This window comes from Arthrobacter sp. 'calajunan', from assembly GCF_046940185.1.
In the GTDB taxonomy this organism is placed as follows: domain Bacteria; phylum Actinomycetota; class Actinomycetes; order Actinomycetales; family Micrococcaceae; genus Glutamicibacter; species Glutamicibacter soli.
Genome location: NZ_JBKZDY010000015.1, coordinates 40,065 through 54,220 on the forward strand (window position 1 = coordinate 40,065; position 14,156 = coordinate 54,220).

10 protein-coding genes, 2 tRNA genes and 2 rRNA genes are annotated in these 14,156 nt (G+C 64.1%); 5 read left to right on the forward strand and 9 right to left on the reverse strand.

The window, feature by feature from the left end; all coding sequences use genetic code 11:
• Window positions 1-5: 5 nt before the first annotated feature.
• Entirely contained in the window at window positions 6-1,676 is a 1,671-nt protein-coding gene (locus tag RF641_RS16535) for a threonine/serine ThrE exporter family protein (protein ID WP_047118274.1), read from the reverse strand.
• A gap of 211 nt (window positions 1,677-1,887) precedes the next feature.
• On the opposite strand from RF641_RS16535, the gene RF641_RS16540 reads away from it, so the two are divergent.
• The gene (locus RF641_RS16540) at window positions 1,888-2,946 is read left to right on the forward strand and encodes an LLM class flavin-dependent oxidoreductase (RefSeq protein ID WP_047118273.1); all 1,059 of its coding nucleotides are present in this window, start codon (window positions 1,888-1,890) and stop codon (window positions 2,944-2,946) included.
• Between the two features lie 55 nt (window positions 2,947-3,001).
• Here the strand turns inward: RF641_RS16540 and RF641_RS16545 are convergent.
• Window positions 3,002-3,075 (reverse strand) — tRNA-Val (locus RF641_RS16545).
• Window positions 3,076-3,546: 471 nt separating this feature from the next.
• On the opposite strand from RF641_RS16545, the gene RF641_RS16550 reads away from it, so the two are divergent.
• Complete coding sequence (locus RF641_RS16550; RefSeq protein ID WP_424573651.1) at window positions 3,547-4,242, forward strand: GNAT family N-acetyltransferase; 696 nt, start codon at window positions 3,547-3,549, stop codon at window positions 4,240-4,242.
• On the opposite strand, the gene RF641_RS16555 is transcribed toward RF641_RS16550, so the two are convergent.
• From RF641_RS16555 to RF641_RS16575, 5 genes are all read right to left on the reverse strand, one after another.
• Window positions 4,239-5,165, reverse strand: coding sequence for a hypothetical protein (locus tag RF641_RS16555; RefSeq protein WP_052772240.1), 927 nt, complete (start codon window positions 5,163-5,165; stop codon window positions 4,239-4,241). The genes RF641_RS16550 and RF641_RS16555 overlap by 4 nt on opposite strands.
• A 2-nt stretch (window positions 5,166-5,167) precedes the next feature.
• On the reverse strand, window positions 5,168-6,820 hold the full coding sequence (locus tag RF641_RS16560) for an HsdM family class I SAM-dependent methyltransferase (protein ID WP_424573652.1): 1,653 nt from the start codon (window positions 6,818-6,820) through the stop codon (window positions 5,168-5,170).
• A gap of 101 nt (window positions 6,821-6,921) precedes the next feature.
• A complete protein-coding gene (locus RF641_RS16565; protein WP_424573653.1) occupies window positions 6,922-7,872 on the reverse strand; it encodes a DUF808 domain-containing protein in 951 nt (316 codons plus the stop codon).
• Window positions 7,873-8,106: 234 nt separating this feature from the next.
• A tRNA-Thr gene (locus tag RF641_RS16570) sits at window positions 8,107-8,180 on the reverse strand.
• 171 nt (window positions 8,181-8,351) lie between these two features.
• Window positions 8,352-9,221 (reverse strand): DsbA family protein, encoded by an 870-nt coding sequence (locus RF641_RS16575; protein WP_047118269.1) that lies wholly within the window; start codon window positions 9,219-9,221, stop codon window positions 8,352-8,354.
• 420 nt (window positions 9,222-9,641) lie between these two features.
• On the opposite strand from RF641_RS16575, the gene RF641_RS16580 reads away from it, so the two are divergent.
• From RF641_RS16580 to RF641_RS16590, 3 genes are all read left to right on the forward strand, one after another.
• The gene (locus RF641_RS16580) at window positions 9,642-11,087 is read left to right on the forward strand and encodes an alpha,alpha-trehalose-phosphate synthase (UDP-forming) (RefSeq protein WP_047118268.1); all 1,446 of its coding nucleotides are present in this window, start codon (window positions 9,642-9,644) and stop codon (window positions 11,085-11,087) included.
• A 49-nt stretch (window positions 11,088-11,136) separates the two neighbouring features.
• On the forward strand, window positions 11,137-11,916 hold the full coding sequence (gene otsB / locus RF641_RS16585) for a trehalose-phosphatase (protein WP_424573654.1): 780 nt from the start codon (window positions 11,137-11,139) through the stop codon (window positions 11,914-11,916).
• 66 nt (window positions 11,917-11,982) lie between these two features.
• Entirely contained in the window at window positions 11,983-13,044 is a 1,062-nt protein-coding gene (locus RF641_RS16590) for an ABC transporter ATP-binding protein (protein WP_120990185.1), read from the forward strand.
• 162 nt (window positions 13,045-13,206) lie between these two features.
• On the opposite strand, the gene rrf (RF641_RS16595) is transcribed toward RF641_RS16590, so the two are convergent.
• Window positions 13,207-13,323, reverse strand: a 5S ribosomal RNA gene (rrf, locus tag RF641_RS16595).
• Between the two features lie 722 nt (window positions 13,324-14,045).
• Window positions 14,046-14,156 (reverse strand): 5S ribosomal RNA (gene rrf / locus RF641_RS16600); the annotation flags it as partial.

Consider the following 14,156-nt stretch of genomic DNA (forward strand, 5'->3'; position numbering starts at 1 on the left):
CGCACTCAGCGGCGGCGGATCAGCCGCCGTTCGCGCCGCGCGCTGGAGGTCAGCGGCCGGCACAGGGTGTCGCCGAAGACCACGCCGCCGGCGATGGAGAGCATGATCGCGAAGGCGTTGAACATCTCCACCAGGCCGCTGGACATGTCGCTGGAGTCGAACACGATGGAGTACATGGCGCGGAAGATCATCAGGCCCGGCAGCAGGAACATGACCGCTGGAGCCGCGATGACCAGCTGCGGGGAATGCAGCTTGTCCGCCGCGAAGCGCGCCGCGAAGCCGATGACCGTGGCCACCACCGCCGGAGTGGCCCGGACGCCCAGCCCGATGTACTCGCACAACAGCTGGATCAGGTAGCCGCCCACGGCGATCCCGGCGGTGGGCAGCAGCAGCTTCACCGAGCTCTGTTCCGTGACGGCGCCGGCGATGATCGCCACCGCCACCAGGATCACCAGCAGCCAGGCCGGGTAGGCGATCTTGTCGATCTGGTGCACGTCCACGCTGTCCCAGCCCAGCACCGAGGAGATCACCAGCGCGGTGGAGATGCCGGAGACGATGGCCGTATAGGTCAGTCCCGCGGAGAACAGGCGGCCCACGGAGGTCACCGGGAACCCGTTGATCGCATCCTGCAGGGCGGAGACGAACCGCCCGGAAGGAAGCAGCAGCAGGATGCCGCCGGACACCACCAGCGCCGGGTCGATGGGCGCATGCAGCTCGTAGCTCACCAGCGCGATGCCCGTGACCACAAACGTGGAGGCCGCAATGGTGAAGAAAGCCGGCACGCGCCACCGGGCGCCGTAGCGCCCGATCTGCGAGACGATCGAGGACGAGCCCATGGCCACCAGCGCGCCGAGCCACGACCCGCCGATGAACAGCACGAAGGCCGCCGCGAACACCGCGTTGCCGCTGGCAACGATCCAGCGCGGGAACGGCTTGGGCTTGCGCATGATCGCCTTGAGCCGCTTGGCGGACTCGCTGCGCGAGACGCCGCCGGCGATGATGTCGGAGACCAGCTGGTGCACCAGCACCAGGCCCGCGTAGTTCGCCGTGGAGGAACGCACCACACGCAGGATCGAGTAGCTTTCGGCGTCCGGCGGGCTGTAGTTCAGGTGCAGCGACTGGTTGGTGATGTCCACGTCTAGGTAGCTCAGGCCCAGCGCCGCGGTCACCGCGATGATGCTGGTTTCCACTTCCAGCGCGCCGGCGCCGTAGCGGATCAGTGTCTCGCCCAGGTCCAGCGCGAACTCCAGGGTGCGGCGGGCCGACGCGTCCTGGTCCTTGTTGACCGTGGGGTTCGCGTAGGGGGTGCCCTGCAGGCGATCCACGATGTCCAGCGCCTGGGTGGGCGGCGAGGTGGAAATCCACATCTTGGCCAGCAGGCTGCGGGCCACCGGGTTCGCCCGCGTGGGCACCAGGGTGATGCCTTCGTCCGTGGTGTGAACGCGGCCGGTGCGCGATTCGGGGTCCGAAGCAGGGGCCGCGGCGACGCTGGCGCTGACCGCAGTGTTCAGCGGCAGTTCCGAGGCCGTGGGCTCCTCATGATGCTCGGGTTCGGCAAGCTGCCCCATCTTGATTTCGCTGGTGCTGATCCGCGGCAATGCGCCGACGGCCGGATCCGGGTCGTCCCCCGCACCACGTGGATTTCCGGAGAACTGGTCGTTGTTCAACTGCGCCACGGATCACCTTCCCGAAACGTTCGATGTTGCATGTAAATCACGATACAACCCGACTTCTGGAAGTTGCTGGGGAATCCTCCAAATCACGGCGTATCGCCGAACACATTCGGGCGTGGCACGCCCCCCGGGGGGAATAGTTCCGGGGCGGGGCAAGTTACGCCCAGTGGGAAATTAGATGTATATGCATGCAATATAGCGAGAGGCCGAACCCATGAACACCACCGTGAAACTTCCGCAGGTTGGAGCCGAGACCTTCGGCGATATCACCGAGGACGCCAATGGAACCCCGCTGTCCCACGCCCAAGTGATCCGCAACGTGCTGGCCGAGGGCCAGAAGGCCGAAGAAGTCGGACTCGACTTCTTCGGGATCGGGGAACACCATCGCGATGACTTCTCGATCTCCTCACCCGAGACGGTGCTTGCGGCGCTGGCGGCGACCACGCAGAACATCAAGCTCGGCACCGCAGTCACCGTGCTGTCCAGCGACGATCCGGTCCGCGTGTACGAACGCTTCGCCACCCTGGATGCGCTGTCCAACGGCCGCGCGGAAATCATCGCCGGGCGCGGCTCGTTCATCGAGTCCTTCCCGCTGTTCGGTCTCGACCTCGAAGACTACGAGGAGCTCTTCGAGGAGAAGCTCGCGTTGATGGCCAAGTTGCGCCACGGCGATCCGGTGTCGTGGTCCGGCAGCCACCGAGCGGCCCTGCGCGGCCAGCAGGTCTACCCGCTGCTCGAAGGCAAGCCGTTGACGACCTGGGTCGGAGTGGGCGGCAGCCCACAGTCAGTCATCCGCGCCGCACGCCACGGCCTGCCGCTCTTCCTGGCCATCATCGGCGGGCAGCCCGCGGCCTTCGAACCACTGGTCGACCTGTACCACCGGGCGTTGAAGGAGTTCAGCGAACCGGAACAGCCGGTCGGGGCCCACTTCCACGGACTCGTGGCCGATACCGACGAAGAAGCGCTGGAGCTGCTCTGGCCGCACTACCAGCGCACCATGAACCGTTTGGGCGCCGAACGCGGCTGGGGTCCTGCCAGCCGCATCCAGCTGCAAGCGGCCATGGGTCCGCAGGGCGCCATGATGGCAGGCAGCCCCGAGACGGTGGCACGAAAGATGGCCAAGGCGGTCCGCACGCTCGGACTGTCCCGCATCGATATCAAGTACTCCGCCGGTTCGCTGCCCCACGAGCACCTCATGAAGAGCATTGAAATGCTGGGAACCGAGGTCAAGCCGAGGATCTACGAGCTGCTCACCGAAGGCTCGCAGAACTAGCGGCCAGCCCGGATACGAAAAAGCCACCGCATTTCTGCGGTGGCTTTTTTACCGGTGGATCTTACTGGACTCGAACCAGCGACCTTTCGCGTGTGAGGCGAACGCTCTAACCAACTGAGCTAAAGATCCGTCTGCGCTGTCCGTTTCCGGTTCAGCACCTAGATAATCCTAGCCGTATTCCGACCTACGTTCCAAATCGTGCCGAATCGGCGCCATCCCCGGGCCGCTTCGACCGCCAGGAACACCACGCGCCGAGGGAATCAAAAATCTCCAAAATGGTCGATGACAAGCACTGAAAAACGGTGGCAATTCGTTTATTTAGAGTTCACTTCGCAGCCCTCGTTTCAACTTGTCAAAGTGCACTTTCAGACCCCATAATTTTTCTAGCTCATCGAGCTCAAACTGGGCCCTACAAGGAAGCTGCCGGAAGCCGCCGGCAACGGTCCCCTCAAGGCCAACGAAACCGCCGAACGGATTTTTCTCCGGGAAGCAAAGCCACTTTTTCGTTCGTTCTTAGCTTTTTAGGACCGTACCCCAGTGTTTGAAAACCTGACTTTTGCCTTGTCATGCCTGTCTCCAAATGAGGCGGAACGTGCTGAATTGGCTGGCCTGTACGCCGTGACCGATGCCCGCTGGCACCAGAAAATGGACCGCGCCCGCGCGGTCGTAACCGTCCGCGACGGCGAGCTCCTGGTCGCCGCCGGGGTGGTGCACGATTCGATCATCGCCCCGACCAGCGCCATGGACGCGCTCGAGCTCGGCTCCATGGCGGTGCGCCCGGACTACCGCCGCATGGGCATCCGCCAGCATGTCGCGTCGATGCGCCTCGAATTCGCGCTGCACGCCGGAGGCACGCCGATCACCATCATCGATTCTGCGAACCCCGCCTCGTGGGCGTACTACGAACGTTCCGAGCTGTGGGAGCGCGAGCGTAGCTTCGAGCAGGACGGGCAGACCAAATTCATCTACCGGGCTACCGACGCCGCGCGCGCCTGGGCCGCCGGGCTGCCGCAGCCTGAACCCGCTGTGCAGGACGTCGTCCTGGTTGCCCTGCCGGCCGAGGATTCCCTCGCACCGGTATCGCTGCAGCCGGCGCTGGAACAGGCGGTGCAGGCCCAGCCGGCGCCGTCGCTGGCCATGGAGCTGGGTGCGGAGCTGGGACAGCTTCCCTCGCTGGTGCCTACGTTGCACATCGGCCCGGAGGCCGAAGAGGCCGACCAGCATTTCCCGAGGCTCGGCATGGAGGCCCCGGACAACGACTGGCTGGGAACCACCAGCGTCGATCCGGCGTTCTAGAAGAGCGCTTCCTGCTGCTCGTCCACAGCTTCGTGGCCGGGCAGCGGGGCGACTTCTCCGGCCCGGCGAGCGCGGGCTGCCTCATGCAGGTCGATCGGGGTGACCTTCAGAACCTCGTCCACCATCGCGTTGAGGAACTGCGGCGCGGCGATATCCGCGGGCACCGGCGAGTGCACGCACTTGACCTGTGGGTTCTCTGCTTCATCGTCCCAGTCCACGAGCAGCAGCCCGGTGGCGGTGTAGCCGAAGCCGTCTCCGAAATCGCGCAGCTTGCGGATCATGTCCACCGTGCGGCGGTAGGCCGCCGGCTCGGATTCCAGGATCGTGGCGCGCTGGACGAAGAAGAATCCGACGGCGGCCAGCGGATAGCGGGCGCGCAGGTTCGCGGCGTCCCCGTAGGCCTCCTCGTAGCGGTTTGACAGGTTCTTGCCGAATGAGGAGGTCATCGCCTTGGTGCTCAGCAGCAGCTCCGGCCCGGTGGACCAGTGGGTCATCACCACGTCGGTCTGCTTCATGTAGGCGCGGCCCAGGATCCGGGCGTCCGTGCTTCCCGCCTTGCCCGCCATGATGGCCTCGTGCACCTCCTCGGAGAGGCGCTCGGGCAGCCGGCGCAGCAGCTCCAGGATGTCCTTGGAGAGCACACGGGGCGCCTCGGTGCGCGGCCAGACCAGGTCGGCGTCGAATCCCGCGCGGCGCAGTTCGTGGGCCAACCAGGTGTCCACGCCCTGGGCGAAGCGCCCGGAGCGGGTGGCGGCCTTGGAGCGCACCGGGATGCTAAGCAGGCGTTCGAGCACCTCGTAGGAGGGATTGAATTCCTCGGTCACCGCGCCGCTGCGGATCCAGGGCGAATCCTTGGCGGCGGACATCAGCGTGGTGTCGAACTCCGCAAAGGCGAGGGTCTTTTCAATCGCAGGGTTTGCCACGTCTAGTTTTTCACCGTCTTACTTCGTGCCTTCCGGCGATCCAACATGTCGGCGCGGGCCTGGTGCACCGCGGCGATGGCTGCGGGATCCAGGCCCAGCAGCTGTTCAAGGACAATCCCGTCGACCAGCGCGGTGGCTTCGACCTTGCGGCCGTGGGCCAAATGCTCGCGCACCTGGTCCTTGATCTCGCGCAACGCCGGGGCATGGGCCGCCACTGCCGGGGCCGAAGGCACCGGAAGCCGGTCCGCTTCGCGCGGCTCGAGCTTCAGGATTCCGCCGCCATAGGAGCGTCCCACCATTTCAGCGCCGAGCATGCTCAGCGTATTCAGCGAGGCCAGCGGCAGCAGCTCGCGCCCGAGCCCGCGCACGTCGGCGCCCAGGTAGACGCCGTGGATCGAGTTGATGTGGTGCACCGCGGCTTCGTTGGCGGTCAGCCGCGGGGTGTCGGCGTTCATGTAGGTCATGAACAGGTCCGGCACCGACAAGAGCGGCACCCGCCACCAGGGGCTGCGCACCCGGCACTTGTAGGCGCTGTCCACCGCCAGTACCTGCCCGGCGTCAACCATCCGGTGCCCGGCCGCAGAAGGCTGCGCGGCGGGCCGGAACAGGTAGGTGGCGCTGCCATGGGCACCGAGGCGCTCCCACTGCTCGTTGTCCAGTTCCAGGCCGCGCAGGTGCCGGGAACCCGGAGGCGAGATGCGCACCAGGTCCTCGGGGGCCAAGCCCAGCTCGCTCACCTGGGCCGGGGAGAGCGTGAACCACTTGTTGTTGCCGGTCACCGCGCCCAGCGAGGTCTCGCCCCAGCTCTGCAGCGGCGCGAAACGGCCCGCGGCCAGGGACTGCTCCAGCACGCCCTGCGCTTCGAGGCCGACCAGCGATCCGGTCCAGCGCTCCGAGGTGCTGGCCGGGGTGTGCTCGATGCCCTCGCCCAACCGGTCGAGGTCCGCGGCGTTGCGGAACTGGTGCAGGCGCAGCGCGGTGCTGGAGCCCTGGCCGTAGCCTTCGGCCAGCAGCAGCACCACTTCCTCCTGCGCGTCGGCGAACAGCCGTTCCTCGAAGACCGCCAGGTGCACCCGCTCGAAGCGTTCGAGCAGCATCCGGCGCACCGGGGCCGCATAGTTCACGAACATCAGCTCGGCCGGCAGCACCAGGGCCATGCGCGCGCCCGGAGCCAGGAAGCTGGTGGCATGCACCACGAAGGCCGCCCAGATGCTGGCAAGCTCGTTGAGCTCGACGCCGGCTTCGCGGGCCGCGGCACGGGAGAGCTTCCGATCCTCGCCGCGGTGCAGCTGGTAGCGCACATAGGGCGGGTTGCCGATCACCGCGTCCATGTCATGGCTCCCGGCGACATGGAAGAAATTCGCGTGGGTGATCTGCGCGGCGGCACCCTGCCGGTCCAGCACCGCACGGGCTGCCTGCACCGAGGGCTCGTGCAGCTCGATGCCGAACAGCTCCACCGAGCCGCGGCCGTCGTCCACGATGTCATGCGCGGCGGCGAGGAACTGCGCCTCGCCGCAGGAAGGCTCAAGCACCCGGTGCCCGTGCTCGCCCAGCGCCCACTGGGCCATGAAGCGTGCGACGGGTTCCGGAGTGAAGTACGCACCGCGGGCGTGGCGCCCTGCGGGGTCCTGCTTGGTCTGTTCTCTACTCAACACACATCGATCTTTCCATGGCATCCGGACAGAATGGCCGGGCCGAGGAGCTTGGCCTTCGGAGGCGATCCAATAATTCTACGCACGCTGCGCGGCGGCAATAGCTAGTGCGCCGCGGCCGGCTTGTTCTTGCCCAGCAGCTTCTTGATCCCGAGGATGACGACTGTCAGCAACGAGCCGATAATCAGTCCGGCCAAGCAGGAGAAAGCGGTGTTGACCAGCCACCCCAGCACGCCCCCGGCGGCACCGGAGGCGTCGTGGACCAGCATCTCGACGTGGTGCACGAAACCGTACGGCGCGTGCCAGCCCAGCTCGTCCATGCCGGTCAGCAACAGGTGCCCGCCGACCCAGAGCATCGCGACCACGCCGACCTTGCTCAGCACCGACATCACGATCGGCATGCCCTTGACCAGGCCGCGGCCGAGCTTCTGCGAGAACTGGCGCTGCTTCTGGGCCAGCACCAGGCCGATGTCGTCCATCTTCACGATCAGGCCCACGGCCCCGTACACGAGGACGGTCATCAGGAAAGCCACCGCGACCAGGATCAGCGCCCGGGTCAGGAACGGTTCGTGGGCCACCTCGTTGAGCGAGATCACCATGATCTCGGCCGAGAGCACGAAGTCGGTGCGCGTCGCCGAGCCGATGATCACCTTTTCGTCGCGGACCTTGCCGTCCTCGGCGGCGCCGTGATGGCCGATCAGCCCGATGGCCTCGAGGATCTTCTCCGCGCCTTCGAACACCAGGTAGGCGCCGCCGATCATGAGGATCGGGGTGAGCGCCCAGGGAAGGAAAGTGGACAGCAGCAAGATGGCCGGCAGGATGAACAGCAGCTTGTTGCGGATGGAACCGACCGCGATCTTCCAGATGATCGGCAGCTCGCGCTTGGGAGAAATTCCGTCGACGTACTGCGGGGTGACCGCAGCGTCGTCAATCACCACGCCCATGGCTTTGGTGCTGGCCTTGGCCGCTCCGAGCGCGATGTCGTCCAGCGACGCGGCCGTGACCTTGACCAGCGCGGCTACATCATCCAGCAGGGCTACTAGGCCACCGGCCATGATTGGTCTCCTTGTAATTGTGGTCCCCGGTCGCGCGGATCCGCGCACGGGAAAATACCTTTGGTCCAATTTTACCGAGGACGACGTGGTCCACGCCCGATTTCATCCAACTTCCAGCGAGTGGTTAGGCACGTTTGCCGAGTTCGGACCGGCACCGGCGAGCCGGGAAAAGCCGCAGTCAGCAAAAAATCCCCGGAAGACCTGCACTCATGCAGAACTCCGAGGATTTGTTCGAGCCCCCTACCGGATTCGAACCGATGACCTTCAGTTTACAAGACAGACGCTCTGGCCAGCTGAGCTAAGGGGGCGTACCGCATAAGAATATCGGAGAACCCAGCCACTGTGCGAATTGAGCCCGTCGCCGTTTTAAATGCCGGAGGGGAGAAAGCCGTCGCTGGCTTTCTCCCCTCCGGTCTTGGCGCGAGATCAATATGGAATTCTACCCGATCCGCATCCGTTCTCCGCCGACCCGAGCGGATTTACTTCTTGTTCGCCTCGATGGCTGCGTTCACCACGGTCGGGAAATCGTCCTTGGCCAGATCCAGGACCTTGCCCTGGACCACCAAGGTCGGGGTGCCGCTTACGCCGTCGTACTTGGCCACGTCGGTCGTGTACTGGACGAACGGACGGAAGGTGCCGTCTTCGATGCAGCTGGTGACCTTGTCGCTGGCACCGGCGGCGATCGCCATCTCGGCCAGCTGGGCGTTCTTCATTTCACCCTGCTGGTAGTGGCCCCAGATCGCGGTCACGAATGGCATGTACGCTGCCGGGTTGTCGTTGGCAACGCAGGCCAGCGCGTTGGCACCGCGCGAGGAGAAGTTGGTCGGCGAGCCGCCGTCGAGGTATCCGACGTTGCGGTAGTCCACGGTGATGTCGCCGGCCGCCAGCCACTCGTTGATCTGCGGGCCATAGGTGGCCTCGAAGTCCGCGCAGTGGACGCAATTCACGTCGGCGTACATGGTGATATTGACCGGTTCGCCCTTTTTCCCCACGGTCAGGTCGCGGGGTTCCGGGGTTGCCGGTTGCTGGGCAGGGACTTCGAGGGACTTCACGTCGACATTCTCCACGGTGCGCTCACCCAGGGTGGTCGGGGAAGTGACCAGAATGCCGCCAGCGGCGTTGCCGCCCGCAGGAACGGCGCCGGAATCGGCAACCTTGGCATTGTTGTTCTGCACGATCAGGGTAACTACCAGGGCGATCACAAGGATCACGGCACCCAGCACGCCAAGCTTGACGAACAGCGACTTGCGCTTGGCGGCTGCTTCCTGTGCGGCGCGCATCTGCGAAGCCTTCTCGCGGGCGCTTGCCGTACGCTCAGCCTTCGACGGCCGCGGATTATTCGTAGACATAAATTTAATGGTTCCTTGCTCAGCGGAATACTGTCATCTGCAATCAAGTTTAGCCAATGCCGGGACCCGGTCTACCTAGTTCATTGATAATCCCGCACCTTCACAGGAGGCGCATATACTCCTCAAATTGCCGCCAAAGCCCGGACTTAAGCCACATAGCGCGTCCGGTGGAATTGTTGCATCAGGCAGGCCTCGATACACGACTGTGCTTGACCAGTTCAATGTGGTTGTTTACGTCACTATCGGAGTAAATCCTGAACATAATTCCGTTGACCCTGATATTTCACTAGGCTCAAGGCATAAGTCAATGAACTTGCAGGGCAGGGATTCGCACCAATCCGGGGATCGCTAAACGGCCGGTTTGCAGGTTGAAGGTTAAGCCAGGAGTTTGTCGTGAGTAGCTCGATACAAGATGGCCACATGGCTAGTACATCCGACTTCGTCGTTGTTGCCAATCGCTTGCCGGTTGACCGGGTCACAAACCCGGACGGCACCCAGGGATTCCAGCGCGCACCCGGAGGACTGGTCACCGCACTGGAACCCGTCATGTCCGCTTCGGAAGGAGCATGGGTTGGCTGGCACGGCGGAATTGATGAAGAGCTGGACAGCTTCGACAAGGACGGTATCCATCTGGTGCCGGTGCCGCTAAGCGAAGACGACCTCGAGCTCTACTACGAAGGTTTCTCGAACTCGACTCTGTGGCCGCTCTACCACGACGTCATCGTTCCGCCGTCGTACCACCGCACCTGGTGGGACAGATACCAAAAAATCAACCAGCGCTTTGCCGACGCGGTGCTGCGGATCGCGGCGCCCAACGCCACGGTGTGGGTGCACGACTACCAGTTGCAACTAGTGCCGCGTCTGCTGCGCTTGGCCCGTCCTGACCTCAAGATCGGTTTCTTCCTGCATATTCCCTTCCCCGCCGCGAGCTTGTTCGCGCAGCTGCCGTGGCGCAAGCAGATTTTGCAGGGTTTGGCCGGTGCCGACCTGGTCGGTTTCCAGCGCGAAACCGACGCGACCAACTTCCTGCGAAGCCTGCGCCGATTCACGGACTACCAAACCAAGGGACGTGAGGCGACCCCTTCCTTGGACAACGACCTGCAGAATATCTGCCGCGCCGACGCCCACCCGATCTCCATCGACTATGAACAGATCCAGCGGCTGTCCCGGGATCCGCAGATCATTGCGCGAGCCGCGCAGATCCGGCATGAATTGGGAAACCCGAAAACCATCATGCTCGGCGTGGACAGGCTGGACTACACCAAGGGTATCCGCCACCGGCTCAAGGCCTACGGCGAGCTGCTGGCGGACGAACAGCTCCACGCCGGCGAGGTATGCCTGATCCAAGTGGCAAGCCCCAGCCGCGAAAACGTCGGTTCGTACATGGAACTGCGCGATCAGGTAGAACTGATGGTCGGCCAGATCACCGGCCAGCACGATACGCTCAGCCACACTACGCTGCGCTACCTGCACCATTCCTATCCCCTGCGCGAAATGATTTCCCTGTACCTTGCGGCAGACGTCCTGCTGGTCACTGCCTTGCGCGACGGTATGAACCTGGTCGCCAAGGAATACGTGGCAGCCCACCAGGACGGGCGGGGCGTGCTGGTGCTCTCCGAGTTCACCGGCGCCGCCGACCAGCTGACCCAGTCGGTGCTGGTCAACCCCCATGACATTGACGGCATGAAGGTCAAGATCATGGAGGCAGTCAACATGGACGAGGCCGAACAGGCCAAGCGCATGAAGCGCATGAACCACCATCTGGAGGAATTCGACGTGGCCGGCTGGTCTGATCGTTTCCTGTCGGAGCTGGCAGACATCAACTCGAAATCCGTTCCGGCCAAGGAGAATGTTGCCCGCACCTAACTTGCCGCAAACCGCCGAAACTACCGCCCCCGAAGGATGGCTTAAGCACGTGTCACCTCTTTCGCCGCAGCTCTCCGCTGCGCTGCAGGATTTCGCCCGCCATCCCCGGGTGCTGGTCGCGCTCGATTTCGATGGAACGCTCTCACCGCTGGTCGACCGGCCGCAGGATGCCAGGCCGCTGCCCGAATCCGCCGTGCTGGTGGAGCAGCTGGGACGAATGGCCGGCGTTTACACCGCGGTGATCTCCGGACGCAATCTGCAGTCCCTGGCCGAGGTGTACCCGGAGCCGCTGCCGGCCATCCGCATCGGGTCCCACGGGGCCGAACGGCTGGTCCCCGAGCAGTTCTCGAACGGCTGGTCCGACGCGCCGCTCAGCCTCGACCAGACGCAGCTGCTGGGCACCCTGACCGGCCGGCTGCAGGCGATCGCGGACAGGCACGAGAACGTGAACCTGGAATTCAAGCCCTCGGCCACCGTGCTGCATGTCCGCCAGGCCAGCCCTCAGGCCGCGCAGACGGCCATGGCCGAAGCGCTGGAATCGCTGCAGGAGCTGGAGGGCGTCAAGCTGATGTCGGGCAAGGCGGTGCTTGAAGCCTCGGTGCTCAACGCCCACAAGGGCGAGGCGCTGGCTTGGCTGCGCCGCACCCTGGATGTCCAGTCGGTGCTCTTCATCGGAGACGACGTCACCGATGAAAACGGCTTCAAGGTGCTGACCGAAAACGACCTCGGAATCAAGGTCGGCAGCGGGGACACGGCGGCGACGCAGCGTATTGATTCCCCGTTCGATATCCCGGACCTTTTGAAAAGTTTGATTTTCATGCGAAACTAACGGTGTCCCAATTCACTTTCACTTAGGATCGTCGGGCACGTACCTGCCCGTGAAAGGATTGTCGTTATGGCAACTGTGACCTTTGATAAGGCCACCCGTATTTACCCGGGCGCTCTTGTGCCATCCGTCGACGGAATCGACCTGGAGATCGCCGACGGCGAATTCCTGGTTCTGGTCGGCCCCTCGGGTTGCGGCAAGTCAACCACCCTGCGCATGCTTGCCGGCCTTGAGGAAGTCAACTCCGGCCGCATCCTCATCGGCGACAAGGACGTGACCAACGTTCCGCCGAAGGACCGCGACATCGCCATGGTCTTCCAGAACTACGCGCTCTACCCGCACATGACCGTCGCCGAGAACATGGGCTTCGCCCTGAAAATCGCCGGCGTCGACAAGGTCGAACGAGCCCGCCGTGTGAAGGAAGCCGCGCAGCTTCTCGATCTGGAGCAGTATCTAGACCGCAAGCCGAAGGCCCTCTCCGGTGGCCAGCGCCAGCGTGTGGCCATGGGCCGTGCTATCGTGCGCTCCCCCCAGGTCTTCCTGATGGATGAACCGCTGTCGAACCTCGATGCCAAGCTGCGGGTCCAGACCCGTACCCAGATCGCGTCGCTCACCCGCCGCCTGGGTGTCACCACCGTGTACGTGACCCACGACCAGGTCGAGGCGCTGACCATGGGCGACCGCGTCGCGGTGCTCAAGGACGGTGAATTGCAGCAGGTCGGGACTCCCCGCGAACTGTACGACCGTCCGCGCAACGTCTTCGTTGCAGGCTTCATCGGTTCGCCAGCCATGAACCTCGTGCAGCTGGAAGCGAGCAATGGCCAAGTAGAGTTCGGCAATACCGTCCTGAGCGCGCCAGGCGCTGCAGGCGGCACTACGCTGGGCATCCGACCTGAAGACATCGAGTTCGTTGGCGAAGGCGAGGGTGTGGAGATCACCATCGACGTCGTCGAAGAGCTTGGCGCCGATGCCTATGTCTACGCAACCGCCGAGCTGGCAGGCCGCCCGCAGACCATCGTTGTCCGCGTTGATGGCCGCACCCCACCGGCCCGTGGCCAGCGGCTGAACATCGCACCGAAGCTGCAGCATGTGCACCTGTTCGATACGGAAACCGGTCTACGACTTGGCTAGTCCACAAAGACTCTGACGCATGACCAAGGGCTCGGATCCATGAGGATCCGAGCCCTTGGTCATCGTCGGCATCTCCGGCGGCTGCTGACGCCGCCTCACTACCCTTATCGACTTGTTAAACATCGAAGGCCCCGAGATATCTCGGGGCCTTCGGCACATTGTGCCCGGCGATGACCTACTCTCCCACACCCTCCCGAGTGCAGTACCATCGGCGCAGTGGGTCTTAGCTTCCGGGTTCGGTATGGGACCGGGCGTTTCCCCCACGCTATGATCGCCGTAACTCTAACCCACACAGCTTGGCCGTGGGAAAACTACGGTGTCATTCGCGATTGCGACAACTCCATAACTATAGCAGGATCTCCGCCCTCCGCGCCAATCGAGGAACTCTTTCGGCAACGTGGCCTTCGCCATAGATGCTTTCTGGCGATCTAAGCTTCCAGAAGGCCTCAGACGCCAGTCTCCGGCCACGATACAGCGCCTGGCAATCCATGCCGGTCCGGCTCTGGATTGGAGCTTGAGAGCGGCGTGGGTGCGCGCCAGCGGCAGCGCAGATGGTTTGCCATGTACCCAGGAACGGCAAAGCCAGCACAACTACGCAGTGAAGCAAGGATGGGTGAAGTCTGCTACCACCACTGCCGCTGCGAGCCATTCATCCCAATGGCGGCAAGCACGAAGGCCGTGAAAGGACTAGCGATTCGAAATCAGCGGTTTTGTTGTGGTCCGGGCTCTTCCCCGCTCCGCAGCCAACCGCACCGCGCCGCGGCCCCGGCAGCGCTTCCCTTGTCCCACGCCATCCCCACGGGGCCGGCCGCAGGACAGCACCCCAGACCGCCCAGAGGGCACCGCGCCACCAACGAAAACCCCCGCTTAAACAGAAAAACGGGGAGCCACCGCTCCCCCACCGCACCAGCCATCCAGCCAGGCCGTCCCGGCCAGGTGGATCCACCGGTTAAACAGCAGAAGGCCCCAACACTGTTGGAGCCTTCCACTTCTCAAGTTAAGTCCGGCGGTGACCTACTCTCCCACACCCTCACGAGTGCAGTACCATCGGCGCAATGGGCCTTAGCTTCCGGGTTCGGTATGGGACCGGGCGTTTCCCCCACGCTATGACC

Coding starts and splice junctions, on each gene's coding strand:
- RF641_RS16565 (WP_424573653.1), bottom strand. CDS start 7,872: ATGGCCGGTGGCCTAGTAGCCCTGCTGGATGATGTAGCCGCGCTGGTC.
- RF641_RS16540 (WP_047118273.1), top strand. CDS start 1,888: ATGAACACCACCGTGAAACTTCCGCAGGTTGGAGCCGAGACCTTCGGC.
- RF641_RS16580 (WP_047118268.1), top strand. CDS start 9,642: ATGGCTAGTACATCCGACTTCGTCGTTGTTGCCAATCGCTTGCCGGTT.
- RF641_RS16590 (WP_120990185.1), top strand. CDS start 11,983: ATGGCAACTGTGACCTTTGATAAGGCCACCCGTATTTACCCGGGCGCT.
- RF641_RS16575 (WP_047118269.1), bottom strand. CDS start 9,221: ATGTCTACGAATAATCCGCGGCCGTCGAAGGCTGAGCGTACGGCAAGC.